The sequence below is a fragment of the Rhodococcus sp. P4_B6 genome (assembly GCF_056402215.1).
In genome coordinates this window covers 32388-54718 of sequence record NZ_JBFUHV010000002.1, presented here as the reverse complement: position 1 = coordinate 54718, position 22331 = coordinate 32388, and the positions used below count along the sequence as shown (strand labels likewise).

Annotated in this window: 23 protein-coding genes; 14 read left to right on the top strand and 9 right to left on the bottom strand. The window is 68.6% G+C overall.

Going from position 1 to position 22331, the window contains the following annotated elements:
- Positions 1-24: 24 nt before the first annotated feature.
- Positions 25-789, bottom strand: a complete 765-nt coding sequence (locus AC1DWT_RS01155; protein WP_072938670.1) for a glycerophosphodiester phosphodiesterase — start codon at positions 787-789, stop codon at positions 25-27.
- Positions 786-1790 carry a DUF4328 domain-containing protein gene (locus AC1DWT_RS01150; RefSeq protein WP_477919421.1) on the bottom strand — a complete coding sequence of 335 codons (1005 nt, stop codon included), beginning with the start codon at positions 1788-1790 and terminating at the stop codon, positions 786-788. The genes AC1DWT_RS01155 and AC1DWT_RS01150 overlap by 4 nt, the downstream gene beginning before the upstream one ends.
- Positions 1791-2246: 456 nt before the next feature.
- Here AC1DWT_RS01150 and AC1DWT_RS01145 point away from each other — a divergent pair, with 456 nt between their 5' ends.
- On the top strand, positions 2247-4028 hold the full coding sequence (locus tag AC1DWT_RS01145) for a hypothetical protein (RefSeq protein ID WP_477919420.1): 1782 nt from the start codon (positions 2247-2249) through the stop codon (positions 4026-4028).
- Here AC1DWT_RS01145 and AC1DWT_RS01140 read toward each other — a convergent pair whose 3' ends face one another.
- Positions 4029-4895: a S49 family peptidase gene (locus tag AC1DWT_RS01140; RefSeq protein WP_072938680.1), complete on the bottom strand. Its 867-nt coding sequence runs from the start codon at positions 4893-4895 to the stop codon at positions 4029-4031.
- A gap of 41 nt (positions 4896-4936) precedes the next feature.
- Between AC1DWT_RS01140 and AC1DWT_RS01135 the strand changes: the two genes are divergently transcribed.
- Entirely contained in the window at positions 4937-5866 is a 930-nt protein-coding gene (locus AC1DWT_RS01135; RefSeq protein WP_477919419.1) for an LLM class F420-dependent oxidoreductase, read from the top strand.
- A 153-nt stretch (positions 5867-6019) separates the two neighbouring features.
- A complete protein-coding gene (locus AC1DWT_RS01130; RefSeq protein ID WP_072938686.1) occupies positions 6020-6331 on the top strand; it encodes a DUF3303 domain-containing protein in 312 nt (103 codons plus the stop codon).
- Between the two features lie 7 nt (positions 6332-6338).
- Here the strand turns inward: AC1DWT_RS01130 and AC1DWT_RS01125 are convergent, their stop codons facing one another.
- Both AC1DWT_RS01125 and AC1DWT_RS01120 read right to left on the bottom strand, forming a co-directional pair.
- The gene (locus AC1DWT_RS01125; protein ID WP_072938689.1) at positions 6339-6932 is read right to left on the bottom strand and encodes an Rv1733c family protein; all 594 of its coding nucleotides are present in this window, start codon (positions 6930-6932) and stop codon (positions 6339-6341) included.
- Positions 6933-7040: 108 nt separating this feature from the next.
- Entirely contained in the window at positions 7041-7982 is a 942-nt protein-coding gene (locus AC1DWT_RS01120; RefSeq protein WP_387492794.1) for an AraC family transcriptional regulator, read from the bottom strand.
- 80 nt (positions 7983-8062) lie between these two features.
- Here AC1DWT_RS01120 and AC1DWT_RS01115 point away from each other — a divergent pair, with 80 nt between their 5' ends.
- Positions 8063-8893, top strand: coding sequence for a Rossmann-fold NAD(P)-binding domain-containing protein (locus tag AC1DWT_RS01115; protein WP_477919418.1), 831 nt, complete (start codon positions 8063-8065; stop codon positions 8891-8893).
- A gap of 2 nt (positions 8894-8895) precedes the next feature.
- Positions 8896-9363: an anthrone oxygenase family protein gene (locus AC1DWT_RS01110; protein WP_477919417.1), complete on the top strand. Its 468-nt coding sequence runs from the start codon at positions 8896-8898 to the stop codon at positions 9361-9363.
- A gap of 11 nt (positions 9364-9374) precedes the next feature.
- On the opposite strand, the gene msrA is transcribed toward AC1DWT_RS01110, so the two are convergent.
- Together msrA and AC1DWT_RS01100 are read right to left on the bottom strand one after the other, a co-directional pair.
- Positions 9375-10085 (bottom strand): peptide-methionine (S)-S-oxide reductase MsrA, encoded by a 711-nt coding sequence (msrA, locus tag AC1DWT_RS01105; protein ID WP_095862804.1) that lies wholly within the window; start codon positions 10083-10085, stop codon positions 9375-9377.
- Positions 10045-11238: an acyltransferase family protein gene (locus AC1DWT_RS01100; protein WP_095862803.1), complete on the bottom strand. Its 1194-nt coding sequence runs from the start codon at positions 11236-11238 to the stop codon at positions 10045-10047. The genes msrA and AC1DWT_RS01100 overlap by 41 nt, the downstream gene beginning before the upstream one ends.
- A gap of 258 nt (positions 11239-11496) precedes the next feature.
- Here AC1DWT_RS01100 and AC1DWT_RS01095 point away from each other — a divergent pair, with 258 nt between their 5' ends.
- Positions 11497-12120 carry a superoxide dismutase gene (locus AC1DWT_RS01095; protein ID WP_012691075.1) on the top strand — a complete coding sequence of 208 codons (624 nt, stop codon included), beginning with the start codon at positions 11497-11499 and terminating at the stop codon, positions 12118-12120.
- 117 nt (positions 12121-12237) lie between these two features.
- A complete protein-coding gene (locus AC1DWT_RS01090) occupies positions 12238-13677 on the top strand; it encodes an amidase (protein ID WP_477919416.1) in 1440 nt (479 codons plus the stop codon).
- Positions 13678-13680: 3 nt separating this feature from the next.
- On the opposite strand, the gene AC1DWT_RS01085 is transcribed toward AC1DWT_RS01090, so the two are convergent.
- Positions 13681-15030, bottom strand: a complete 1350-nt coding sequence (locus tag AC1DWT_RS01085; RefSeq protein ID WP_477919415.1) for a YhgE/Pip domain-containing protein — start codon at positions 15028-15030, stop codon at positions 13681-13683.
- A 201-nt stretch (positions 15031-15231) separates the two neighbouring features.
- Between AC1DWT_RS01085 and AC1DWT_RS01080 the strand changes: the two genes are divergently transcribed.
- The 5 genes from AC1DWT_RS01080 (at position 15232) to AC1DWT_RS01060 (ending at position 20306) form a co-directional block, all read left to right on the top strand.
- Entirely contained in the window at positions 15232-15759 is a 528-nt protein-coding gene (locus tag AC1DWT_RS01080; RefSeq protein WP_072938714.1) for a peptidase, read from the top strand.
- A gap of 281 nt (positions 15760-16040) precedes the next feature.
- Positions 16041-16745, top strand: a complete 705-nt coding sequence (locus AC1DWT_RS01075; RefSeq protein WP_072938717.1) for a TMEM165/GDT1 family protein — start codon at positions 16041-16043, stop codon at positions 16743-16745.
- Positions 16746-16827: 82 nt separating this feature from the next.
- On the top strand, positions 16828-18504 hold the full coding sequence (locus AC1DWT_RS01070) for an NAD(P)/FAD-dependent oxidoreductase (RefSeq protein ID WP_072938720.1): 1677 nt from the start codon (positions 16828-16830) through the stop codon (positions 18502-18504).
- A gap of 13 nt (positions 18505-18517) precedes the next feature.
- Entirely contained in the window at positions 18518-19966 is a 1449-nt protein-coding gene (locus AC1DWT_RS01065; protein ID WP_387494689.1) for an ATP-binding protein, read from the top strand.
- Positions 19959-20306: a UBP-type zinc finger domain-containing protein gene (locus AC1DWT_RS01060; protein ID WP_206014353.1), complete on the top strand. Its 348-nt coding sequence runs from the start codon at positions 19959-19961 to the stop codon at positions 20304-20306. Before AC1DWT_RS01065 ends, AC1DWT_RS01060 begins: the two co-directional genes overlap by 8 nt.
- Before the next feature lies 1 nt (position 20307).
- Here the strand turns inward: AC1DWT_RS01060 and AC1DWT_RS01055 are convergent, their stop codons facing one another.
- The gene (locus AC1DWT_RS01055) at positions 20308-20655 is read right to left on the bottom strand and encodes a hypothetical protein (protein WP_477919414.1); all 348 of its coding nucleotides are present in this window, start codon (positions 20653-20655) and stop codon (positions 20308-20310) included.
- A gap of 156 nt (positions 20656-20811) precedes the next feature.
- On the opposite strand from AC1DWT_RS01055, the gene AC1DWT_RS01050 reads away from it, so the two are divergent.
- Positions 20812-21579: an SDR family NAD(P)-dependent oxidoreductase gene (locus AC1DWT_RS01050; protein WP_072938731.1), complete on the top strand. Its 768-nt coding sequence runs from the start codon at positions 20812-20814 to the stop codon at positions 21577-21579.
- 83 nt (positions 21580-21662) lie between these two features.
- On the top strand, positions 21663-22292 hold the full coding sequence (locus AC1DWT_RS01045) for a class I SAM-dependent methyltransferase (RefSeq protein WP_477919413.1): 630 nt from the start codon (positions 21663-21665) through the stop codon (positions 22290-22292).
- The last annotated feature ends 39 nt before the right edge of the window (positions 22293-22331 follow it).

Sequence of the window (22331 nt, the reverse complement as noted above, 5' to 3'; positions counted from 1 at the left end):
ACCTACACGCCGACGCCGGTCCGGTCAGGAGGCCAGCCATTTCTTGGTGCGCCCGGGGTGGTTGGTGGCCACCCAGCTGACCCCGAGTTCGCGGCACAGTTCGACGTCGCTGCGGTTGTCGACGGTCCAGCAGTACGTGGCCCGTCCCGCGGCGGCGGCCTTGTCGACGATGTCCGGGTGTTCGTGCAGCGTTTTCACCGACGGACCGACCGCGGTGGCGCCGACGGTGGTCGCGGCTCCCCCGCCGAGGTACCGGGCGGATTCGCCGAGCAGCACGGTCGGGAGCATCGGCGCCGACCGGCGGATCCGCCACACCGCTCCGGCGGAGAACGACATCACGACGGCGCGGGAGTGGTCGGCGGACGGGGGTGCGGCGATGCCGAAACGTTGCAGTTCGGCGAGGACCTTGCTCTCGACCAGCCCGCCGAAGCGCACGGGGTGCTTGGTTTCGATGAAGAGTTTCACCGGGCGCGCCGTCCAGTCCAGGGTGAGCGCGATCAGCGCGCTCAGCTCGAGAAGTTCGGCGGGCTCCTCCTCGGTCCCGTAGTTGAACTCCGCCAGTTCCTCGAGCGTCATCTCGCTGACGACGCCGGTGCCGGTGGACGTCCGGTCGACGGTGCGGTCGTGGACGCAGACGAGGTGGCCGTCGCGGGTGAGCCGCACGTCGCATTCGAGTCCGTCCGCGCCTTCTTCCAGGGCCAGTTCGTAGGCGGCGAGCGTGTGTTCCGGCATGGCGGCGGATGCGCCTCGGTGGGCCACCACGAGGGGCCCGCGCCGGTCGGGGCTCACGATGCGACGGCTTCCCGGTCGGCGTCCCCGGACGTCTTCTCGGTCTTCTCGGCCGACTTCGCGGCGGGCTTGTCCGCATCGTTCCGCGGCAGCGGATCGGTGGCGATCACCCAGCGGGTGACGGGTTCCTTCGTGCCCTTCAGCGTCCGGCCCTCGAGCCGCCGGAGCACCATCAGCGCGAGGAGTGCGGTCGCCGAGGCGACCAGCGCCGTGAATGCGGCCAGCAGAACGCCGTCCGCCATGGCCTGCAGGCCCGGCCTGGACCGCCAGAACCAGTTGAAGAGAACGAGCACGGCGCCGAAGACCCACAGACTCCACCAGGCGCGGACCAGCAGGACGGCGCGGGGGTCGCGGCGGATCACCTCGAGCAGGAAGACTCCCGGCATCACCAGGTTCAACCCCGGCACCGCGCACCCGACGACGACGTCGGTCGGCGTGCGGGGGTCGGACTTCTTCGCCCGGGCGAACGTGCGGCGACGCATGCGCAGCAGCCAGCACACTCCGGCGATTCCCGACAGCAGCGCGAAGAGCATCCCGCCGGCCTGGCCGAGGAACACGGCGATGTCGGACACGGCGAGCACGGTGGGGTCGATCAGCCGGGTCCGGTTGCGGAGGAGGACGGCGTACCGGCCCAGTTCGGCGAGCACTCCGAATGCGTACAGGCCGATGGTGACGGTGAGGAAGCGCGCGGCCTTGTTTGCGAGCAGTTCCGGCCAGTCCCGGCGGGTGGAGGGGGCTTCGACGTGATCGTGGAGTCCCCAGCGGGGGATCTCGGTGTAGTGCGGGGTGGGGCTCGGCGTCGGCGGCTCGGCCGCGAGACCGCTGCGCTGCAGTGGGGACCGCGCGATCCAGCGGAATCCCCGGCTCGCGGGCGGCTGGTTGTGATCGGTCCGGACGGGCGCGAGCAGCACACCGTGGCAGCGCGGGCACCACTGCGCCGGGGCGCCGAGGACCGGCCACCGGGCCGCGCATCGCGCGCACACCTGAACGACGACGCTCATGCCCTCCGCACCCACTTCACATTGCCGATTCTGTCACGGCCCGCGAATACGGGCAGCCCACGACCGAATCGTCCTTTTTGGGGAGAATGTGTGAGCTGCACCACCGGAAATGCCGAGTTATCCACAGTTTCCACAGGTTCATACACAGTTATGGACAGTGTGAGTGGTGCTTATACACAGGTCAGAGCGCATGTGAATCCGGGATTGTTGACAGCTTCGGGTGAACGGTCCACAACGGTGGATGAATTTGACATCGCAGCTCGGTGAACATTCGGACTCGGTGACCGACGGCTCGGCCCGGAATTACCCCTCCAGTTCGGATCGCCCGCGAAGCGACCCGAGAACTCCGGACCGGCCGTCGTCTCCCCCACCTGTGCCGGGCGAAAATGTCCCGACACTTGATCTGACGCAGCCCGGCGCGGTTTGGTTCCACCCAATCTGTAATCTCGGAAACCGATGACGGAAGACGCCGGATCGCGGTGGGACCTCGGGCCCGCCCGTGTCCTCCGGGTGGCCGCCGCCCTGATCGCGGTGCAACTTCTCGTGCGGACGTGGGTTGCCGCGAACAGCGACTTCTACTGGGACGACCTGATCCTCGCCGGACGCGGCGGCAGCCTCCCCCTGCTCTCGGGCGACCTCCTGCTCTACGACCACGACGGTCACCTCATGCCGGGGGCCTTCGTGGTGGCGGGTATCGCGACGCGGATCGCGCCGTATCAGTGGATCCTGCCGATGCTGACGATGGTCGTGCTGCAGGCGGTGGCGTCGTACGCGGTGTTCCGGTTGCTTCGCAAGGTCCTCGGCCCGCGGCCCGTGCTGCTGGTTCCGCTGGCGCTGTATCTGTTCTCTCCGCTGACCGTGCCGGCGTTCGCGTGGTGGGCGGCGGCGCTCAACGCGCTGCCTCTGCAGATCGCGCTGGCGTGGGTGGCAGGCGACGCCCTCGACCTGTGCCGCACCGGACGGCGGCGGTACGCCGTATCGGGCACGCTCGTGCTGATCGCGTCGCTGCTGTTCTTCGAGAAGTCCGTGGTCGTCCCGTTCGCCGCGTTCGCGACCGTCGCGCTGCTCGCGCACGTCGGCGAGCGGGAGCGGCCGGTGCGGTCGACGCTGCGGCGGGGCGCGGCCCTGTGGATCCCGTCGGCGGCGGTGCTCGCGGTGTGGGCCGGCTTCTACTTCTCCACCGTCGCGTCGCAGTGGGAGTGGGCGGGGGCGTCGCGCGCGTTGGAGTTGCTCCACCACGGCACGTCGCTCGGTCTGCTGCCCACGTTCGTGGGTGGGCCGTGGACGTGGGAGCGGTGGATTCCGAGTCCCCCGTGGGCGTCGCCGTCGACGTCGCTGGAGGTGGTCGGCTGGGTCGTTCTCGTCGCGGCGGTCGTCGCGACGGTCCGGCTGAAGCGCCGGATCGGCTGGGTGTGGGTCCTCACGGCCGCGTACTTCCTGCTGTCGGTGACGGCGATGGTCGTCACGCGGTGGGGCGCGGACACCACGTACGAACTCGCGCAGACCCTGCGCTACTTCACCGACACCGCGGTGATCCTCGCGATCGCCGTCGCCGTGATCGCCCGTGCACCCCGTCGCCGAGCCGAGCCGGTCCGGTTGCGGCCGCTGGTGGCGGCCGGTGCCGTGGTCGCGTTCGTCGCGAGCAGCCTGTGGTCGACGTACACGTTCACCCGCAGCTGGGAGGAGAACCCGACCACCGACTACCTCGCGACCGCGCGGGCGTCGCTCGCCGACCGGGACGACGCGCCGATCCTCCAGCAGCCCACGTCCATCTGGGTGCTGTTGCCGGTGGCGTACCCGAACAACCTGGTGAGCCGTGTCTTCGCCCCGCTCCGCGACCGCCCCGCGTTCTCCGATAGCACCCCGGACCTCCGGATGATCGACGACGCCGGTTCGGTGGTCGACGCCCAGGTGACGTGGGTACGCGCGATCGAGCCCGGACCCGTCCCGGACTGCGGGCACCTGGTGGACCGGCGCAGTTTCGAGCCGATTCCCCTCGACGGGCCGCTGACCGGCTGGGAGTGGACAGCGCAGCTCAACTACCTGGCCACGGCAGACGGTGAGATCGCCGTCGCGATGGAAGACGGCAGCCCGGTGCGGGTGCCGGTGCACCGCGGCCCGAACTCGGTGTTCGTGCGGCTCACCGGCGGCGGTCAGAGCCTGCGCGTGAGCACCCTGACCCCGGACCTGTCCGTGTGCATCGGGGTGGGCCCGGTCGGGGTGGTCGTGCCGAAGTAGCTACCGCCCGTACCGCGACCAGGCGACGCGGGTGTTCGCCGCACCGACGATCGCGGCGGCCACGTCGTCCCAGCTCGCGGCGGGCAGCCCGAGTTTCGCGAAGAGGGAGCGGCGCGGCCCGGTCATCTCGATCGTGGCGTCGGGGAACCGCTTCTCCACCACCTCGCGCAGTGTGCCGATCCCGTCGACGATGCCGAGTTCGACGGCTCGGCGCCCCAGCCAGACGTCGCCGTCGAAGAGTTCCGCCTCGGCCGCCTTCAGCTTGTCCCCGCGGCGGCCGACCACCCAGTCGCGGAACTCGTCGTGGATGCCTTCCTGGATCTGTTCGAGCCACTGCACGTCCTCGGACTTCTCCGCGAAGAACGGGTCGAGGCGGGCTTTCGCCTCGCCTGCCGAATGCAGCCGTCGTTCGATGCCCAGGCGGTCGATCAGTTCGGAGAACCCGAAGCCCGCGGAGATGACGCCGACGGAGCCGACCACCGAGGTGGCGGTCGCGTAGATCTCGTCGGCCGCGCAGGCCAGCCAGTACCCGCCGGACGCGACGACGTCCTCGCAGAACGCGAGCACGGGCAGTTCGTGTTCGGTGGCGAGCTGGCGGATGCGGGCGGCGATGTATTCGCTCTGCGTCGGAGATCCGCCGGGACTGTTGATCAGCAGCGCCACCGCCTTCGCACCGTGCGTGGTGAACGCTCGCCGCAACGGTTCCTCGACGGACTCGGCGCTCAGCACGCGCCCGAAACCCGCTCCGCCGGACGCGATCATCCCCTGCAGCCGCACCACAGGGACCACCCCGGCGGCGGAGCCCCCGAACGCGTCGGGCAGCTTGTCGGCCAGCGGTTTCGGCAGGTTCAGTGGGATCTTCGCCATGAAATCAGCGTACCGATCACGGATCGGGCAGAGTGGTTCGCATGGAGTTGCGAATCTTTACCGAACCCCAGCAGGGTGCCACCTACGACGATCTTCTGGCGGTGGCGCAGGCCGCCGAACGTTTCGGGTACGGCGCGTTCTTCCGCTCTGATCACTACCTCGCGATGAACACCGAGGGCCTGCCCGGGCCGACGGATGCGTGGATCACGTTGGCGGGCATCGCCCGGGAGACGTCCACGATCCGCCTCGGCACCCTCGTCACGTCCGCGACGTTCCGGTACCCGGGGCCGCTGGCGATCTCGGTGGCGCAGGTGGATCAGATGAGCGGCGGTCGCGTCGACCTCGGCATCGGCGCCGGCTGGTACGAGGAGGAGCACCAGGCGTACGGCATCCCGTTCCCGCCGCTGAAGGAGCGGTTCGAGCGGCTCGAGGAGTCCCTCGCCGTGATCACCGGACTGTGGCGCACTCCGCTCGGGGAGACGTTCTCCTACGACGGGAAGCATCTGGCGGTCAAGAATTCGCCGGCACTCCCGAAGCCGCGGCAGCCGCAGGGTCCGCCCGTCCTGATCGGCGGCACCGGTAAGAAGAAGACCCCCGCGCTGGCCGCGAAGTACGCGAGCGAGTTCAACGTCCCGTTCCAGTCGATCGACGAGACGCGAGAGGTGTTCGAACGGGTCCGGCTCGCGTGCAAGACGATCGACCGGGACCCCGAGGAGTTGGTGTACTCCAACGCGCTCGTCCTGTGCTGCGGGCGGACGGAGGAGGAGATCGCGAAGCGCGCCCTCAACATCGGACGTGAGGTGAGCGAACTGCGGGAGAACGGCCTCGCCGGGTCGCCTGCCGAACTCGTCGACCAGATCGGCCGTTACGCAGAGGCCGGGTCGCAACGGATCTACCTGCAGACCCTCGACCTCGGCGACCTCGACCACCTGGAACTGGTCGCCGGCGAGGTCGTCCCGCAGCTGAGCTAGGCGGAGGCGGAACCGCCCGTCACACCGTCCGTTCGAGACCGGCACGTTCGTTCGGCGGGCTCAGCAACGTTCCGTTCCCTCTCCGGCGGTGGAATGCTCGAGGTACGTCCGGAACGGCCGTGCGTCGACTCCACGAGGAGATGAACAGGTGCGATGAAGTACGTGATTACGTGGACGGTGCGTGAGGGCGGTTCCGCCGCCGAGAACGAGGAGGCCGCACGGCGGAGCCTCGAAGTGTTCGCAAGATGGACGCCGGCCGAAGGGGCGAACTTCCATCAGTTCCTCGGCCGCCTGGACGGCACCGGCGGATTCGCTTTCGTCGAGGCGGACGATCCGAACGACATCCTGGACGGTCCGACGAAGTTCGGGCCCTTCTTCGAGTTCCACGTCTACCCGGTTGCCGACATCGCCGTCACCACGCAGGCCGCGCAGCACGCGGTCGAATTCCGGGGTGCGATCAGCTGATCCCGGCTCAGTGCCGGGTGGTCGAATCCAGGAACTGGCGGAGGTCGCGGTCCCACTGCGCGTCGCGGGAGCGGTTCAGGGAGGCGCGGCAGATGAGGAAGCCGGACAGCGCGATCATCATCACCGCGAACCAGGTGAACAGTCCGGCGATCACGCCGGCCACGCGGGCGGCGGACGACGACATCGGTTCGGTGGTGAGGTTGCCGTCGGCGTTGACCCAGATGTCCTGCTTCGTTCCCGAAGGAGTTGCGGGGTCGACCGTGATGTCGGCGTGCCGGGTTTCGTCACCCCAGGCCCACTTGGCGGGGGCGGTGTCGACGCCCGACGGTGCGACGTCGGAGGTGACGGACACACCGGTGGAGTCGGCGAGCGTGGTGGCGGTGACGGTGCGGTAGTCCGCGACCTGCTTCTCCGCCAGCGTCAGCTGACTGTCGATGGTCCGGGCGCCCACGAGGATGGCGAGGGGCAGCATCGCGAAGGCGAGCACCACAACCGCGAGGGTGAGCATGTTCTCGATCCGGTCCGAGCGCCGGAGAAGCGGGTTGTGCCGCTGACGAGCCGACCGCTTGCGCAGCCCTCGTGGTTGAGAGTTGTTCCACATTCCGGATCCGGTCCTCTCGCCGACAATTCCCTACCATCCAGGGTCGTACGCAAGGCAAACAAGATCAAGTCGATCCGGTGTGTTATTGGGCACTGTGCCGTAATACACTCATCTGCTCTCCGCCATCGCACGATGCTCCTTGGGGCTCACTCCGCGCACGCGTTTGAACGCCGCACTCAACGCGAATGCACTCCCGTATCCCACCCGCTGCGCCACCGACGCGACCGTGGCGTCGGGTTCGCGGAGCAGATCCGCGGCCAGGGACAGCCGCCAGCCTGCGAGGAAGGTCATAGGCGGTTCGCCGACGAGTTCCGTGAACCGGCGTGCGAGGGCCGCCCGCGACAGTCCGGTTTCCGCGGCGAGCGACTCCACCGTCCACTGGTGTGAGGGGTTGTTCTGCAGGATGCGCATCGCCTTGCCGACCACCGGGTCGCCCTGCGCCCGCACCCAGGACGGCGCTTCGGCCGCCGGCCTCGCGAACCAGGCGCGCAGCACGGCGATCAGCAGCAGGTCGAGGAGGCGGTCGAGGACCGCTTCCTGCCCGGGCTCGTCGCGCACCACTTCGTCGTGCATGAGCGTGACGAGCCGGGAGTCCCAGTCGGCGCGGCGCTGCACGACGAGTTCGGGGAGCGCGGACAGCAGTCGCCGGCTGATCTCGCCGGGGGTTTGATACGTGCCGGTCAGCATGACCGTGCGGCCGTTCGCGCTGTTGCCCCAGGTGCGCACGCCGAGGTCCATCGCCTCGGCGAGCGGTTCGCCGCGGAGCGTCGTGCAACTCTGGTCGGGGTTGATGATCACGTGCGGCGGGGTGTCCGGGTGGTCGGCGACGACGTACCGCTCGGGGCCGCGGATGATCGCGACGTCGCCTTCGGTGAGCTGCACCGGTTCGCCGGTGTGCGGGAGGATCCAGGCTTCGCCGCGGCCCATCGCGACGAGGCTGAGCGGCGCGTGGTCGTCGATCTGCAGCGACCACGGCGGTTCCATGATCGATCGGAGCACGAATGCTCCGGCGGCGCGGGGACCACTGATGAGACCGGCGAGGGGATCCACACGTTCAGCGTAGACGCTCGCGTATGGAACAGCGCTTTTCAACCATGGAAAGTCTCGCTGCCGCCGTCTTGACTGAAAACATGACAACGACTCCGCACACCCTCGTCCTGACCGCCACCGGCAAGGTCGGCAGCCGCGCCCTCGCCCGGCTCACCGCCGCAGGCGTGCCCGCCCGCGGCGCCTCCCGGGCCGGCACTCCCCCGTTCGACTGGGAGAACCGGGACACCTGGCTTCCGGCGCTCGACGGCATCACCTCGGTGTACATCGCGTACTACCCGGATCTCGCGGTGCCGGGAGCGGCGGAGGCCGTCGAGGAGTTCGCCGGCCTTGCCGTCGCGAACGGGGCGCGTCGCCTCGTCCTGCTGTCCGGTCGCGGTGAAACCGAGGCGGAGCGTGGCGAACTCGCGATCCGCACGGCGGGCGCCGAGTGGACGATCCTGCGGTCCAGTTGGTTCGGCCAGAATTTCGGCGAAAGTTTCATGCTCGACTCGCTGCTCGCCGGCGACCTCGCGCTGCCCGTCGACGGGCACGTGCTCGAACCGTTCGTCGACGCGGACGATCTCGCCGAGATCGCCGTCGCCGCATTGACCGAGGACGGTCACGCCGGCGAACTCTACGAACTGACCGGGCCCCGATTGCTGTCGTTCGGCGACGCCGTCGCCGAGATCGCGGAGGCGACCGGCCGCGAAATCCGATACACGCCAGTCACTTCGGAGGAGTACTCGACGGCGCTGGCAGGCCAGGGGGTACCGTCCGACGCGATCGGCCTGCTCACCTACCTGTTCGACGAGGTGCTGGACGGACGCAACGCCTCACTCACCGACGGGGTGGAACGCGCACTGGGGCGCGCGCCCCGCGACTTCACCGACTACGTCCGCGCCGCAGCAGCGGCCGGGGTCTGGAGGGTTTGATCATGGAGCGCTATCTGACGATCGTCACGGCGGTCGGCGCCGGCGTGGTGGGCGGGGTGATGTTCGCGTTCTCCACGTTCATCATGACCGGGCTCGGTCGCCTGGATCCGGCCCAGGGCATCTCGGCGATGCAGGCGATCAACCGCGAGGCGCCGAACTTCTGGTTCATGACGGCGCTGTTCGGCACCGCGCTGACGTCGATCGCGCTCGCGATCGTCAGTGTGGTGCGGCACGACGGTTCGGCCGTCTACGCGGTGATCGCGTGCGCGCTGTATCTCGTGGGAATCGTCCTGACCATCGTCTACCACGTGCCGCACAACAACGCGCTGGACGCGATCGATCCCCACGCGACGGGCTCGGCGGACTTCTGGCGCGACTACGTGTCGGGCTGGACCGGGTGGAACCACGTGCGCACCGTCAGCGCCATCGCGGCGTCCGCAGTGCTCACGTGGTCCGCGACCCGTGGTTGAGAGTCCGGGACCTACGAGGGCGGCAGGATGTCGGTCTGCGCCGGGACCTCGTCCTGCTTCAACAGGCCGACGGGGCAGCTGACGCCGGTCGCGTGCACGGGGCAGTATCCGCCGGGGTTCTTCGCGAGGTACTGCTGGTGGTAGTCCTCGGCGTAGTAGAACTGCGTGAGCGGCGCGATCTCCGTGGTGATCGCGCCGTACCCGGCTTCGGCGAGCCGCTTCTCGAAGGCCTCACCGGTGGCCTCGGCGATCTCCACCTGCTGTTCGTCGATGGTGTAGATGGCCGAACGGTACTGCGTTCCCTGATCGTTGCCCTGCCGCATACCCTGCGTGGGATCGTGGTTCTCCCAGAACTCCTTGAGGATCTCGGCGTAGGAGATCACCTTCGGATCGAAGACCACGAGCACCGCCTCGGTGTGCCCGGTGCGTCCCGAGCAGGTCTCCTCGTAGGTGGGGTTCGGCGTGTAACCGCCTGCGTACCCCACCGCGGTGGTGTAGACGCCGTCGAGTTGCCAGAACTCCTTCTCGGCGCCCCAGAAACATCCCATGCCCAGCACCGCGGTCTGCATGCCCTCGGGGAACGGGGGTTTCAGGGGGTGACCGTTGACGAAGTGCGTCGCCGGAACCGGGATCGGCTGAGTACGTCCGGGGAGGGCGTCCTCGGCGGTGACCATCACGGACTTAGCGGCTGCTCGACCCAGAAGCTCGTCGTACCAAGACATGGTTCGATGCTACGCGCGGTGCCGGAGTGGTCTCCCGGGCGAGCGCCGACTGCATGCGCATCCGTTCGGCGCGGGCGGTGACCCAGCCCGTCGCGGGCACCTCCACCCACCGGTAGAGCGCCTCCGACACCAGCGCTGTCACCACCAGAAACGCGATGACGGCCCCGGTCTCGCCGAACGAGCCGACCGTGTGCTCGTACACCCGATAGAGGATCAGCGTGTGGACGAGGTAGATCGCGTAACTGCGGGTCGCGGTCCACCGCACGACGGCCCAGTGCGCCGCGGGTCCGTCGTACCGGCCCACCAGCACGACGCACGCGGTGACGACGGCGAACGTCCAGAGGTAGTGATCGCCCGCCCAGTACACGCGGAAGTCGGTGGCGAGGCGGATCACCTCGACCTGCGCCAGCCCGGCGACGACGATCCACCGGCAGTCCGCGAGCCGCGCCCAGCCGAGGTAGATGATCTGCCCGAGGAACACGGCGGGAAGCGTCGCGGCGATCTTCGACAGCATCGGGACCGTGTACGGCTGCGGCACGTACAGGTTGTAGAGCAGGATCAGGGCGCAGATCGAGGCGCCGGCCATCGGCATCGCGATGGGCAGGGTCCGCAGCACGGGACGCGCGGCGACGCAGGCGAAGTAGAACACGATCTGCACGGCGAGGGTCCACGTGACCCCCAGCACCGCGACCTCCGGTTTGAGGAAGAAACCGCCGAGCACGAAACTCAGCGCGGCGTCGACGTTCGACACCCCGTCCTGGCCGCTGAACATGCCGTTGATGCCGAGGCGGACCAGCACGATCGCGGCGAGGACGGCCACCCAGAATGCGGGCAGGATGCGGCCGAGCCGATTGAACAGGAACTGCCCGGGTTCATGGCGAATGGCCGAACGGGTGATCAACAAACCGGTCAGCATCATGAAGATGGCGACCCCGAGAAACGACAGATGCTGGTTGAGTCCGCCCCGCTCGATGAAGATCTGATAGACGACGTCGATGAACCACCATCCGGTTCCGAGGTCGTCGATCAGATAGAACGAGATGTGTGAGTAGATCACGGCCAGAACAGCGAAAAAGCGGAGCAGATTCGCGCCCGTGAGCTCCACACGCGGCGCGGCCGCATGCGAATCTGCAACAGGTGTCAGCGAAGGCATCGCGTCAGCTTAAGGTTCCGTTCACCGCTCGGACGAATTCTCACGACATTCAGTGTCGCCGTGCCAGCCTTTCTTCGGGTGCCCGAACTTTCCGTTCCGGGAATCGCTCCGTGACCCCAACTGTTGCGCAGGGTGTACCAATGAGATTGGGTATATACCCGAGAACGATTCGCCAAAGGCGGGTGTCAGGCGCGTGCCCACGTGCCGTCGACACCCGGAACACACCAGGGCTCACAGCCCGTTGATGAAGGGACCCTCGTGTCTGTTTACACGCTGCCGGAACTCCCGTACGACTATGCAGCTCTCGAGCCGCACATCTCCGGCAAGATCATGGAACTGCACCACGACAAGCATCACGCCGCGTACGTGACCGGTGCCAACACGGCGCTCGACAAGCTGGCCGAGCTCCGCGAGTCGGACACCCTGCCCGCCGTGGTCAACCTGCACGAGAAGAACCTCGCCTTCCACCTGGGCGGCCACACGAACCACACCGTCTTCTGGAACAACCTCTCCCCGGACGGCGGCGACAAGCCGACCGGTGAGCTCGCGGCCGCGATCGACGACCAGTTCGGCGGCTTCGACGCTTTCCGCAACCACTTCTCGGCCAACGCCAACGCCATTCAGGGCTCCGGCTGGTCCATCCTGGCCTGGGATTCCATCGGCCAGCGCCTGCTCATCGTGCAGCTGTACGACCAGCAGGGCAACATCCCGATCGGCCTCACGCCGCTGCTGCTCCTCGACATGTGGGAGCACGCCTTCTACCTCGACTACCAGAACGTCAAGGGCGACTACGTCAAGGCATTCTGGAACATCGTGAACTGGGCCGACGTCGCCGCTCGCTTCGAGAAGGCACGCACCCAGACCGCGGGCCTGATCGTCTAGTTCTCGCTTTTCGCGGCCACGGGCGCCCGGAACACCGTCTCGGTGTTCCGGGCGCCCGTGGCCGTTTCGGGTGCGAAATCCCGTCCGAGCAGGCCGAGCGTCCAATAGGCTTCTCGAGTGACCGAGTCCAGCATCCCCGCCAGGGACGACACCGTCGTCCACGCCTTCCGCGACGACGCGCTCGGCGACCTCGACGCCACCGGCCTCGCGGCCTGGATCGCCGCCGGGGAGGTGTCGGTCCGCGAGGTGACGGAGGCGGCGATCGCGCGCGCCGAGTCGGTCGGGCCGGCGCTGAACGCCCTGGCGTTCGCCGACTTCGATCGAGCGCTGGCGGAGGCGGACCGCCCGCACGAGGGCGTGTTCGCGGGAGTGCCGACCGTCGTCAAGGACAACGTGGACGTCGCCGGAGTGCCCACCCAGCACGGCAGCGTCGCGTTCGCCGCGAAACCCGCCCGGGTGGACAGCGACTTCGTCACGCAGTACCTGTCCACGGGTGTGCTCTCGCTGGGCAAGAGCAGGCTGCCGGAGTTCGGGTTCAGCGCGTCCACCGAGTTCATGGACGCCGAGGCCGTGCACAATCCGTGGAATCCCGCGTTTTCGCCGGGTGCGTCGTCGGGTGGTTCGGCGGCGCTCGTCGCCTCGGGTGTGGTGCCCATCGCGCACGCCAACGACGGCGGCGGATCCATCCGCATCCCCGCCGCCGCCTGTGGTCTCGTCGGCCTGAAACCGTCCCGCGGGCGGACGGTCCCCGACGCCATGGACAAGACGCTGCCGATCCGGATCATCGCGCAGGGCGCCGTCACCCGCTCGGTGCGGGACACCGCACGGTGGATGGCGGCCGCCGAACGCTACTACCGCAATCCCACGCTGCCGCCCATCCGGTTGGTCGAGGGGCCGAGCAGCACCCGCCTGAAGGTCGGGGTGGTGGTCGATTCGGTCACCGCGTCCCGCACGGACGACGAGACCCGCAAATCGGTCCACGCGACCGCCGATCTGCTCGCGGATCTCGGCCACCACGTCGAGGAGTGCCCGATGCCGGTGGGCACCTCGTTCATCGAGGACTTCTGCATCTACTGGGGGTTCCTGTCGTTCGTCATCTCCAGCAACGGCAAACGGATGCTCGGACCGGACTTCGACCGCGACGCCACGGACAACCTGACGCGCGGACTCGCCGCGATGTACCGCAAGAACATCGCGAAGACGCCGCGGGTGCTGTACCGGTTGCGGCGCACGTACCGCGAGTACGCGCAGATCTTCCAGAAGTACGACGTGATCCTGTCCCCGACCCTGGCCCACACCACTCCGGAGCTCGGATATCTTTCGCCGGCACAGAGTTTCGAGGAACTGTTCGACAAGCTGATCGCCTACACGGCGTTCACGCCGCTGAACAACGCGTCGGGCGGGCCCGCCATCTCGCTGCCGATGCACGAGACGTCCCGCGGTCTGCCGCTGGCGTCGCACTTCTCGGCCGACCACGGCGACGAGCGGACCCTGCTCGAGTTGGCGTTCGAACTCGAGCAGGCCGCGCCGTGGCGTCGGATCCAGGACGCCGGCTGACGGTCAGGCCCTGCGCCGCAGGCCCATCCACACGACGGCGCCGGCGAGCAGCACGGTGGTGATCCCGAAGCCGACGGCGAGGTGCTCGGCGGTGAGGATCGGCGCCGGTGCGGACAGCGTGCGTGTCACCGCGACCGGTTCGGCGAGCACCGTCGCCAGCTGATTCTGCTGGGCCGCCGTGCGCACCGGCATCGCCGCGACCCCGTTGTTGAGGTCGGTGGACAGCTGTCCGGACAGCGTCTTCAGCTTCGCGAACCCGTCGACGATCTGCGAGGTGGCGCCTTCGAGCATCGCAGGCGCCTGATCGGCGATCGGGACGATGCCGTCGTTCAGTTGCCTGGCCCCGCTGCTCAGCTGATCGCTGGCGTCGGTGAGTTGACCCATCGCCACCCGCACGAGTTCGCCGAGGTCGGTGTCGGGGCCGACCTGTCCGCCGAGCAGACCGGGCACCGAACCCAGCTGAGCGGAGAGCAGGTCGAGGTCGGCACCGACCTGCCGGAGCGACGGGACCACGTCCGATGCAACGGGTGTGCCGTCGAGGACGCGGATCGCGTCGTCGATCCTGGTGCGCATCTGGGTCGCGCTGGCGTTCGCTTGGCCCAGGGTCAGCCCCAGCGCGCTCAACCGGTCCGCGAGGCCGTTGGCCGTTCCCGACGTCTCACCGACCACGCCCGCCACCTGATCGGCCACCTCCAGAAGTTGCACCGAACCGGCTCGGGCCGTCTCGAGATACGGGAGCAGGGTGTCGGCGCCCTCGGTGAGCTGTTGCGCAGCATCGTCCGCCGCGGCGGTCCCGGCCGCGAGGAACCCGGCCGTCATTCCCGCCTGCTGGAACCGCGTCCGCGACGAGGACATGTCCGCCAGCAGATCCGTGATGCCGTCCGCGCCGATCTGGGAGGACACCACCCCGGACAGTTCCTCGGACGCCGCGGAGTCGGAACCCGCGACGTCGAGGCCGAGGGTCGCCTGCCGCGGCTTCGCACCCCACACCGAGGAGACGGCCTCGCTGAAGTCCTCGGGCACGGTCACCGTGGCGAACCAGTCGCCGCCCGCCGCGGCGCCCGCGTCGACCACCTGCCAGTCGAACGCCTCGTTCGCCTCGAGCTTCTCGATCAGGGTGTCGCTCGCCCGCACCGGTTTTCCGTCCACGGTCGCGCCGGCGTCGGTGTTGACGATCGCCACGGTCCGGCTGTCGGCCGAGCCGTCGCCGAGGAACACGTATCCGAGCCCGCCTGCGGATGCCAGGACCAGACCTGCCATGGCGGCCGCGGCGACCCGCCGCGGTGTGAGGACCTTTCGCGTCGACTCGGTTCGGGCGTGATTCGCGGAATTCCGTGTGCGCTCAGAGGTCATTCCGGTGAGGGTAGGTGGCTTTCGTAGCGGCAGATTGTGACGATTCTGAGGATTCTCTGAGACGTCTGTGTTCACCTGAGGCAGTTAGCACTCCCATGCTCTTGTGTGCCAGGCACTGTCGGGCGCATTCTTCAAGTACCCAACGAGGTGTGCAGAACGAATCATGTTCGAAGCGTGTCATCACACACCGAGGAGGCAGAGATGAACAGGGACGGCTACATCGGCATCTCGCCCTTCCAGGCCGCGGGTACCTTGCGGGGATTCGTCATTTCCGGGCGCTGGCCCGACACCACCAAGGAGTGGGCTCAGCTCCTGGCGCTCGCCGTGCGGGTGGCGTGCGTTCCGGGGTTGCTCCGCACCACCACGGTCTTCGGAGCGCACGAGGACCTGCCCGAGGAACCCGAGCCCGAGACGGTTGGTCTCGTGGTGGCCGAGGGCACGGTCCTCGGGGAGTTCGCGCTCGCTCCGGGCCGGTTCGCGGATCATCTGCCGCCGGCGCTGATGATGCTGCACCCGCCGTCGGAGACCACCCCGTCGCTCCCGGAGTGCGCGGGCGCGGCCTCGGGCTGTGTTCTGCTCCCGGGTCTCCCCCACCTCGGGCTCGAACACCGCGCGGCATGGGTGGAGGCGGAGGCGGACGGGACGGTGACGTCCATGGTCAGCCGGGTCGGCATCGACCCGATCAGCGATCCCGACACCGCTGTTTTGGCCATGCTGCTGGCCTCGTGAGGGTACCCGAAGTTTGAGCCCCCGGGACCCCAAACTTATTGTCGCTTTTGCCTTTTCGTTCGGCCCTCGCTAACGTGGGTCGCAACGAAGGGGAGTAGCCCCCAATCGCCTGTGTCGACATACTGGCGCGGTAATCTCGCACTGCGAGGTTCCGGGCCCGGCCTGGCGGACCGGTTTCCACACCGGTGGGCGAGACCTTCGGCCGACAGACGCATCGCCGCGTCTGCCAGGCCGGAGGAATCCATTCCATCCTCCGACCCACTACTGGAGGAGGATGTGCCGTGCTGACCGCCGCGCTGCTGAGTTTCGGCGTGATCTTCGTCGCCGAACTGGGAGACAAGTCCCAGCTGATGGCGATGACGTTCGCCCTGCGCTACCGCTGGTGGGTCGTCATCGCCGGCATCACCGTCGCGACCACCGTGGTCCACCTGGTGTCCGTGGCCGTCGGCCACTACCTCGGTGTCGCGCTGCCGACCGCGGCGATCAGCGTCGTCGGCGGTATCGCCTTCCTGATCTTCGGCGCGTGGACGCTGCGCGGCGACAACCTCAGCGAAGACGAGCAACTCAAGGCGGGCCGCGCGACCCGCTCCGCGTTCCTGGCCGTCACCTCCGCGTTCTTCCTCGCCGAACTCGGCGACAAGACCATGCTCGCCACCATCACCCTCGCCACCGACCACGACACGATCGGCGTGTGGATCGGCTCGACCGTCGGCATGGTGGCGGCCGATGCCCTGGCCATCGTCGTCGGCGCCGTCCTGGGCAAGCATCTGCCCGAGAGCGTCATCCGCATCGGCGCGGCCGTGCTGTTCTTCGCGTTCGGCGTCTGGCTGCTGCTCGAGGGCCTGTTCCCCGGCAACATCGCCGGTCCGATCGCCGGGGCCGCCGTCGTCGTTCTGGCGCTGGCCGGTGCCGCCGGACGCACGGTGTGGTCGCGGCGCCGCCGGACGGCCGCGGCCGAGCCCGAACAGATGCAGCGCCAGGACTGAACCCGGTCGACAAAGACGCGCCCCGGGGCAATACTCGGAGTCCTTGGAGTACCTCGCAGTTCTCACGGACGAGAGGGCGTGTGTGAACCATCCCGTAGCGAGCGGCAAGCCTGCGATTCTCACCGTCGACGACGACCCCGGGGTGTCGCGCGCCGTCGCCCGCGATCTGCGGCGCCGATACGGTGAGAAGTACCGGATCATCCGCGCCGAATCCGGCGAATCCGCACTCGACGCGATGAAGCAGATGAAGCTGCGCGGCGATCCCGTCGCGGCCATCCTCGCGGACTACCGCATGCCGGCGATGAGCGGGATCGAGTTCCTCGAGAAGGCCATGGACCTGTACCCGGTCGCGCGCCGGGTGCTGCTCACCGCGTACGCCGACACGGACGCGGCCATCGAGGCGATCAACGTCATCGACCTCGATCACTACCTGCTCAAGCCGTGGGATCCGCCCGAAGAGAAGCTGTACCCGGTGGTCGACGCCCTGCTCGAGGCGTGGGCGTCGTCCGATCACCACCCCGCCGAGGAGACGAAGGTCGTGGGGCATCGCTGGGCGCCGCGGTCTTCGGAGGTGCGCGAGTTCCTGGCCCGCAACCAGCTGTCGTACCGCTGGTACATGTCGGACGAGCCGGAGGGCGGGCGGTTGCTCAGCGCCGCCGGCGAGGACGGCCGGCGCCTGCCGGTCGTGATCTGCGCCGACGGCGAATGCCTGGTGGAACCGTCGGACACCGAACTGGGCCGGCATCTCGGACTGCGGACCGACCCGTCGGAGAACTTCTACGACCTCGTCGTCGTCGGCGGAGGCCCGGCCGGCCTCGGCGCCGCCGTGTACGGCGCCTCGGAAGGGCTGCGCACCGCGCTGATCGAGCGGACGGCCACCGGTGGGCAGGCGGGGCAGAGTTCGCGCATCGAAAACTACCTCGGGTTCCCCGACGGCGTGTCCGGCGCGCAACTCGCCGAACGGGCCCGCCGGCAGGCCACCCGGTTCGGGGCCGAACTGATCACCACCCGCGACGTCGTGGCGCTCGAGGTCAACGGCTCGGCGCGGACGGTCCGGTTCGCGGACGGCGACACCGTCGACGCGCACACGATCATCCTGGCGACCGGCGTCTCGTACCGGCGTCATCCCGCGCCCGGCGTCGACGACCTCACCGGCCGCGGCGTCTACTACGGTTCCGCCGTCACCGAGGCGGCCCGCTGCACCGACCAGGACGTGTACATCGTCGGCGGGGCCAACTCCGCCGGACAGGCCGCCGTCTACCTGTCACGGGGCGCCCGGACGGTCACCATCGTCGTGCGGGCACAGTCGCTCGAGGATTCGATGTCGTACTACCTCGTCCAGCAGATCGAACGGAACCCGCGCATCCGCGTCCGGCCGTGCACCGAGGTGATCGGCGTCGAGGGCGACGCGCACCTCGAGAAGATCCGGCTGCGCAACAACGCGACCGGCGACGAGCAGACCGTCGACGCCGGATTCCTGTTCCTGTTCATCGGCGCCGCCCCGCGAACCGACTGGCTCGACGGCGTCGTCGCGCGGGACGAGAACGGGTTCGTCGTGTCCGGCCCCGACCTCGTCGTCGACGGCAAGCCGCCGCGCGGCTGGCCCCTCGACCGTCTCCCGCACCACCTCGAGACCAGTGTTCCGGGGATCTTCGCCGCCGGGGACGTGCGCTCGGAGTCGGCGAAGCGGGTGGCGTCGGCGGTCGGCGAAGGCGCCATGGCCGTGATGCTCGTCCACCGCTACATCGGCCAACCATGACCAGGGGCAGACCATGAGCCGACTTCCGTGCGATCCCCCCGAGCTGAGGACGCTGTTCCTCTTCGAGAAGCTCACCGACCACCAGCTCGAGCAGCTCTGCGAGAAGGGGCACGTCGAGCTGATCGAACCCGGCCCGGTGTTCGCGGAGGGTGAGGTCGCAACGTGCTTCTACGTGCTGATCGAAGGCGAACTCGTGCTGAGCAAGCTGTCGGGCGGCGAGGAGATCGAGTTCAACCGGACGTCGCAGCGCGGCGTGTACTCCGGGGCCTGGCAGTCGTACCTCGGCGACCGCGCGCCCCAGACGTACACCGCGTCGATGCGCGTCACCGCGCCGTCGAAGTTCTTCGTCCTCGACGCCGACCGGTTCGGGCAGCTGATGCGCGAATGGTTCCCGATGGCCGTGCACCTGCTGGAGGGACTGTTCTTCGGCAACCAGAACGCGAAGCAGGTCGTCGATCAGCGGGAGCGCCTCCTCGCGCTGGGGTCACTGTCGGCGGGGCTCACGCACGAGCTGAACAACCCGGCGGCCGCCGCGGTCCGGGCGACGGCGTCGCTACGCGACCGGGTGTCGCACATGCGGCAGAAACTCGGTGTCATCGCGTCGGGGGTGTACGACCGGCAGGCGCTGGCCACGTTGATCCGGTTGCAGGAGGAGACCGCCGAACTGGTGGCGAAGGCGCCGACGCTCTCTCCCCTCGAGGCGTCCGACCGCGAGGACGAACTCGGCGACTGGTTCGACGACCACGGCGTCTCCGGCGGCTGGGACCTGGCGCCCACGTTCGTGCAGGCCGGGCTCGACGTGCCGTGGCTGGAACGGATCGTCGCCAGTGTCGACGACGCAGCGATGGTCGAGAGCGCGATCCGCTGGCTCAACTACACCATCGAGACCGAACTGCTGATGAACGAAATCGCCGACTCCACCGCCCGGGTCTCCACGCTCGTGAACGCCGCGAAACAGTACTCGCAGATGGACCGTGCCCCCTACCAGCGCATCGACCTGCGGGAACTCCTCGACAGCTCGCTGGTGATGCTCGGCCGCAAGATCGGCGACTCGATCGCGGTGGTCAAGGAATACGATCCCACGCTGCCGCAGATCCCCGCCTACGCCGCCGAACTCAATCAGGTGTGGACGAACCTCATCGACAACGCGGTCGCCGCCATGAACGGCCACGGCACCCTCACCGTCCGCACCCGGCGCGACGGCGACATGGCGCTCATCGAGATCGGCGACACCGGACCGGGTGTGCCCGAAGAGATCCGGTCACGCATCTTCGAACCGTTCTTCACCACGAAACCCGTGGGCGAGGGAACCGGGCTCGGCCTCGACATCTCCTGGCGCATCGTCGTGAAGAAGCACCGCGGCGACCTGCGCGTGGAATCCGAACCGGGCGACACCCGGTTCCAGGTCCGCATTCCGATCGAACCCGAAGTCGCAGCAGCAGAAGGAGTCACCGATGGGTGAGCTGGACGGAATCGACCCGAGTGTGCCGCCGAGCGGGGAAGGCTGCGTCGAATGCGACAGCGCCGGCGGGTGGTGGGTGCACCTGCGCCGCTGCGCGCAGTGCGGTCACATCGGGTGCTGCGACTCCTCCCCGGAACAGCACGCCACCAAACACGCCGCCGACACCGGGCACCCCGTCGTGCGGAGCTTCGAACCGGGCGAGGACTGGTTCTGGAACTACGCCACCGAGACGGCGTTCGAAGGTCCCGAACTTGCCCCGCCGCAACATCATCCGATCGATCAGACCGTCCCCGGTCCCGGCCCCCGGGTTCCGTCGGACTGGCAGGCGCACGTTCACTGACTCAGAGTTGCGCGAAACGCTGTGCCGTCGCCGCGTCCTGCTCGTCGTACCGGCCCAGCGCCGCTTCGAACTTCGCCTTCAGGTCCAAGGCGTAACGCTCGTGCGCGGCGAACGTCCCGACCGCCGAATTCTCTTCCGCGACGCCCGGGCCGCCGATCGCCGTCGCCCGGAACCGCGCGGCCAGTTCCGCCGCCGACGGCAGATGGGTTTCGCCGAGGCCGAAGTTCTCCGGCGCGAGTTCGCGGTGCGCCCGCTCCCGCAGGTCCCGCATGTCCGCCGCCAACACCTCGCACGCGGCGATGCACCGCACCAACGCGTCCCGATCCACTTCGAGCCGATCCTCGGTCATCCGTCCCCCTACGGTCGTCGCTCCACCCGCGAGAGAAACTACCCGCTCCCCCGCCGGCAATGCTTCCCTCAGCGCTGCCTTCACACCGAGCGACCGTTATGGTGCAGGTCACCAGGGTCGGCCAACGAAGGTCGCCGGAAACGAAGGATGCGAACTGTGGAAATTCAGGGAACCGCCGCACTGGTCACCGGAGCAGCCTCGGGCCTCGGTGCCGCCACCGCCAAGCGTCTCGCCGACGCCGGCGCCACCGTGTTCGGACTGGACCTGCAGCAGTCCATCGAACGCGCCGGCGACACCGTCCCCGACGGCGTCACCCTCCTCGCCACCGACGTCACCAGCGGCGACGAGGTCCAGGCCGCGATCGACACGATCGTCGAGTCGGGTCTGCCGCTGCGCATCGTCGTCAACTGCGCCGGCGTCGGCTGGGCCGGCCGCATCCTGTCGAAGAAGGGCCCGCACGACCTCGAACTGTTCCGCACCGTCATCACCGTCAACCTGCTCGGCACGTTCAACGTCCTGCGCCTCGCCGCCGACGCCATCTCCAAGACCGACACCGTCGACGAGTCCGGGCAGCGCGGCGTCATCGTCAACACCGCATCCGTCGCCGCGTTCGAGGGGCAGATCGGCCAGATCGCCTACTCCGCATCCAAGGGCGGGGTGCACGGCATGACCGTCCCCGCCGCCCGCGACCTCGCCCAGTTCGGCATCCGCGTCAACACCATCGCCCCCGGCATCATCGACACCCCCATGCTCGCCGGTGTCACCGACGAATACCGCAAGGGCCTCGAAGCCGGCGTGCCGTTCCCGTCCCGCCTCGGACAGCCCGCCGAGTACGCACAACTCGTCCAGATGATCGTCGAACACGACTACCTCAACGGTGAGACCATTCGTATGGACGGCGCCCTGCGCATGGCGCCGCGGTAGGCGGCTCCGCCACCCGTGCGCCTTTCTGGTTGCTCCAGCTACCACAAAGGCGCACGGGCGCGAAGCGCCCTAGGAGGGCTGAAATGGGGTTCTACTCGGACCGGATCGTCCCGCGACTCGTCGACATCAGTTGCGGGATGAAGTTCACCGAACCGACGCGGCGACGCGTCTGCGCCGGGCTGCGCGGGCGCGTGGTGGAGATCGGATTCGGGTCGGGCCTCAACATCCCGTTCTACCCGGCCGCCGTCGAGTCGGTGAGCGCCGTCGAACCCGCCGACCTCGGCTGGAAGCTGGCCGGCAAGCGCCTGGCGGCGTCGACGACGCCGGTCGAAAGGTCCGGCCTCGACGGTCAGTCACTCCCCTCCCCCGACAACAGTTTCGACACCGCACTGTCCACCTGGACGATGTGCACCATCCCCGACGCCGACGCCGCGCTCCGAGAGGTCCTGCGCGTCCTGAAACCCGGCGGCACACTGCATTTCGTCGAGCACGGCCTCGCCCCGGACGACAACGTCCAGCGGTGGCAGCGCCGGCTCGAACCGATCCAGAAAACCGTCGCCGGCGGTTGCCACCTCACCCGCGACATCCCCGCCCTGGTCACGAACGCCGGTTTCGACATCCAGGACCTCGACCGCTTCTACGAGACGGCCGCACCGAAAATCGTCGGCGCCTACTCACTCGGGGTTGCGGCTTCGCCACCCGTGCGCGGCTGAGGAGTCCAGGGACTCGTCAACCACTCACGGGGCGCTAGG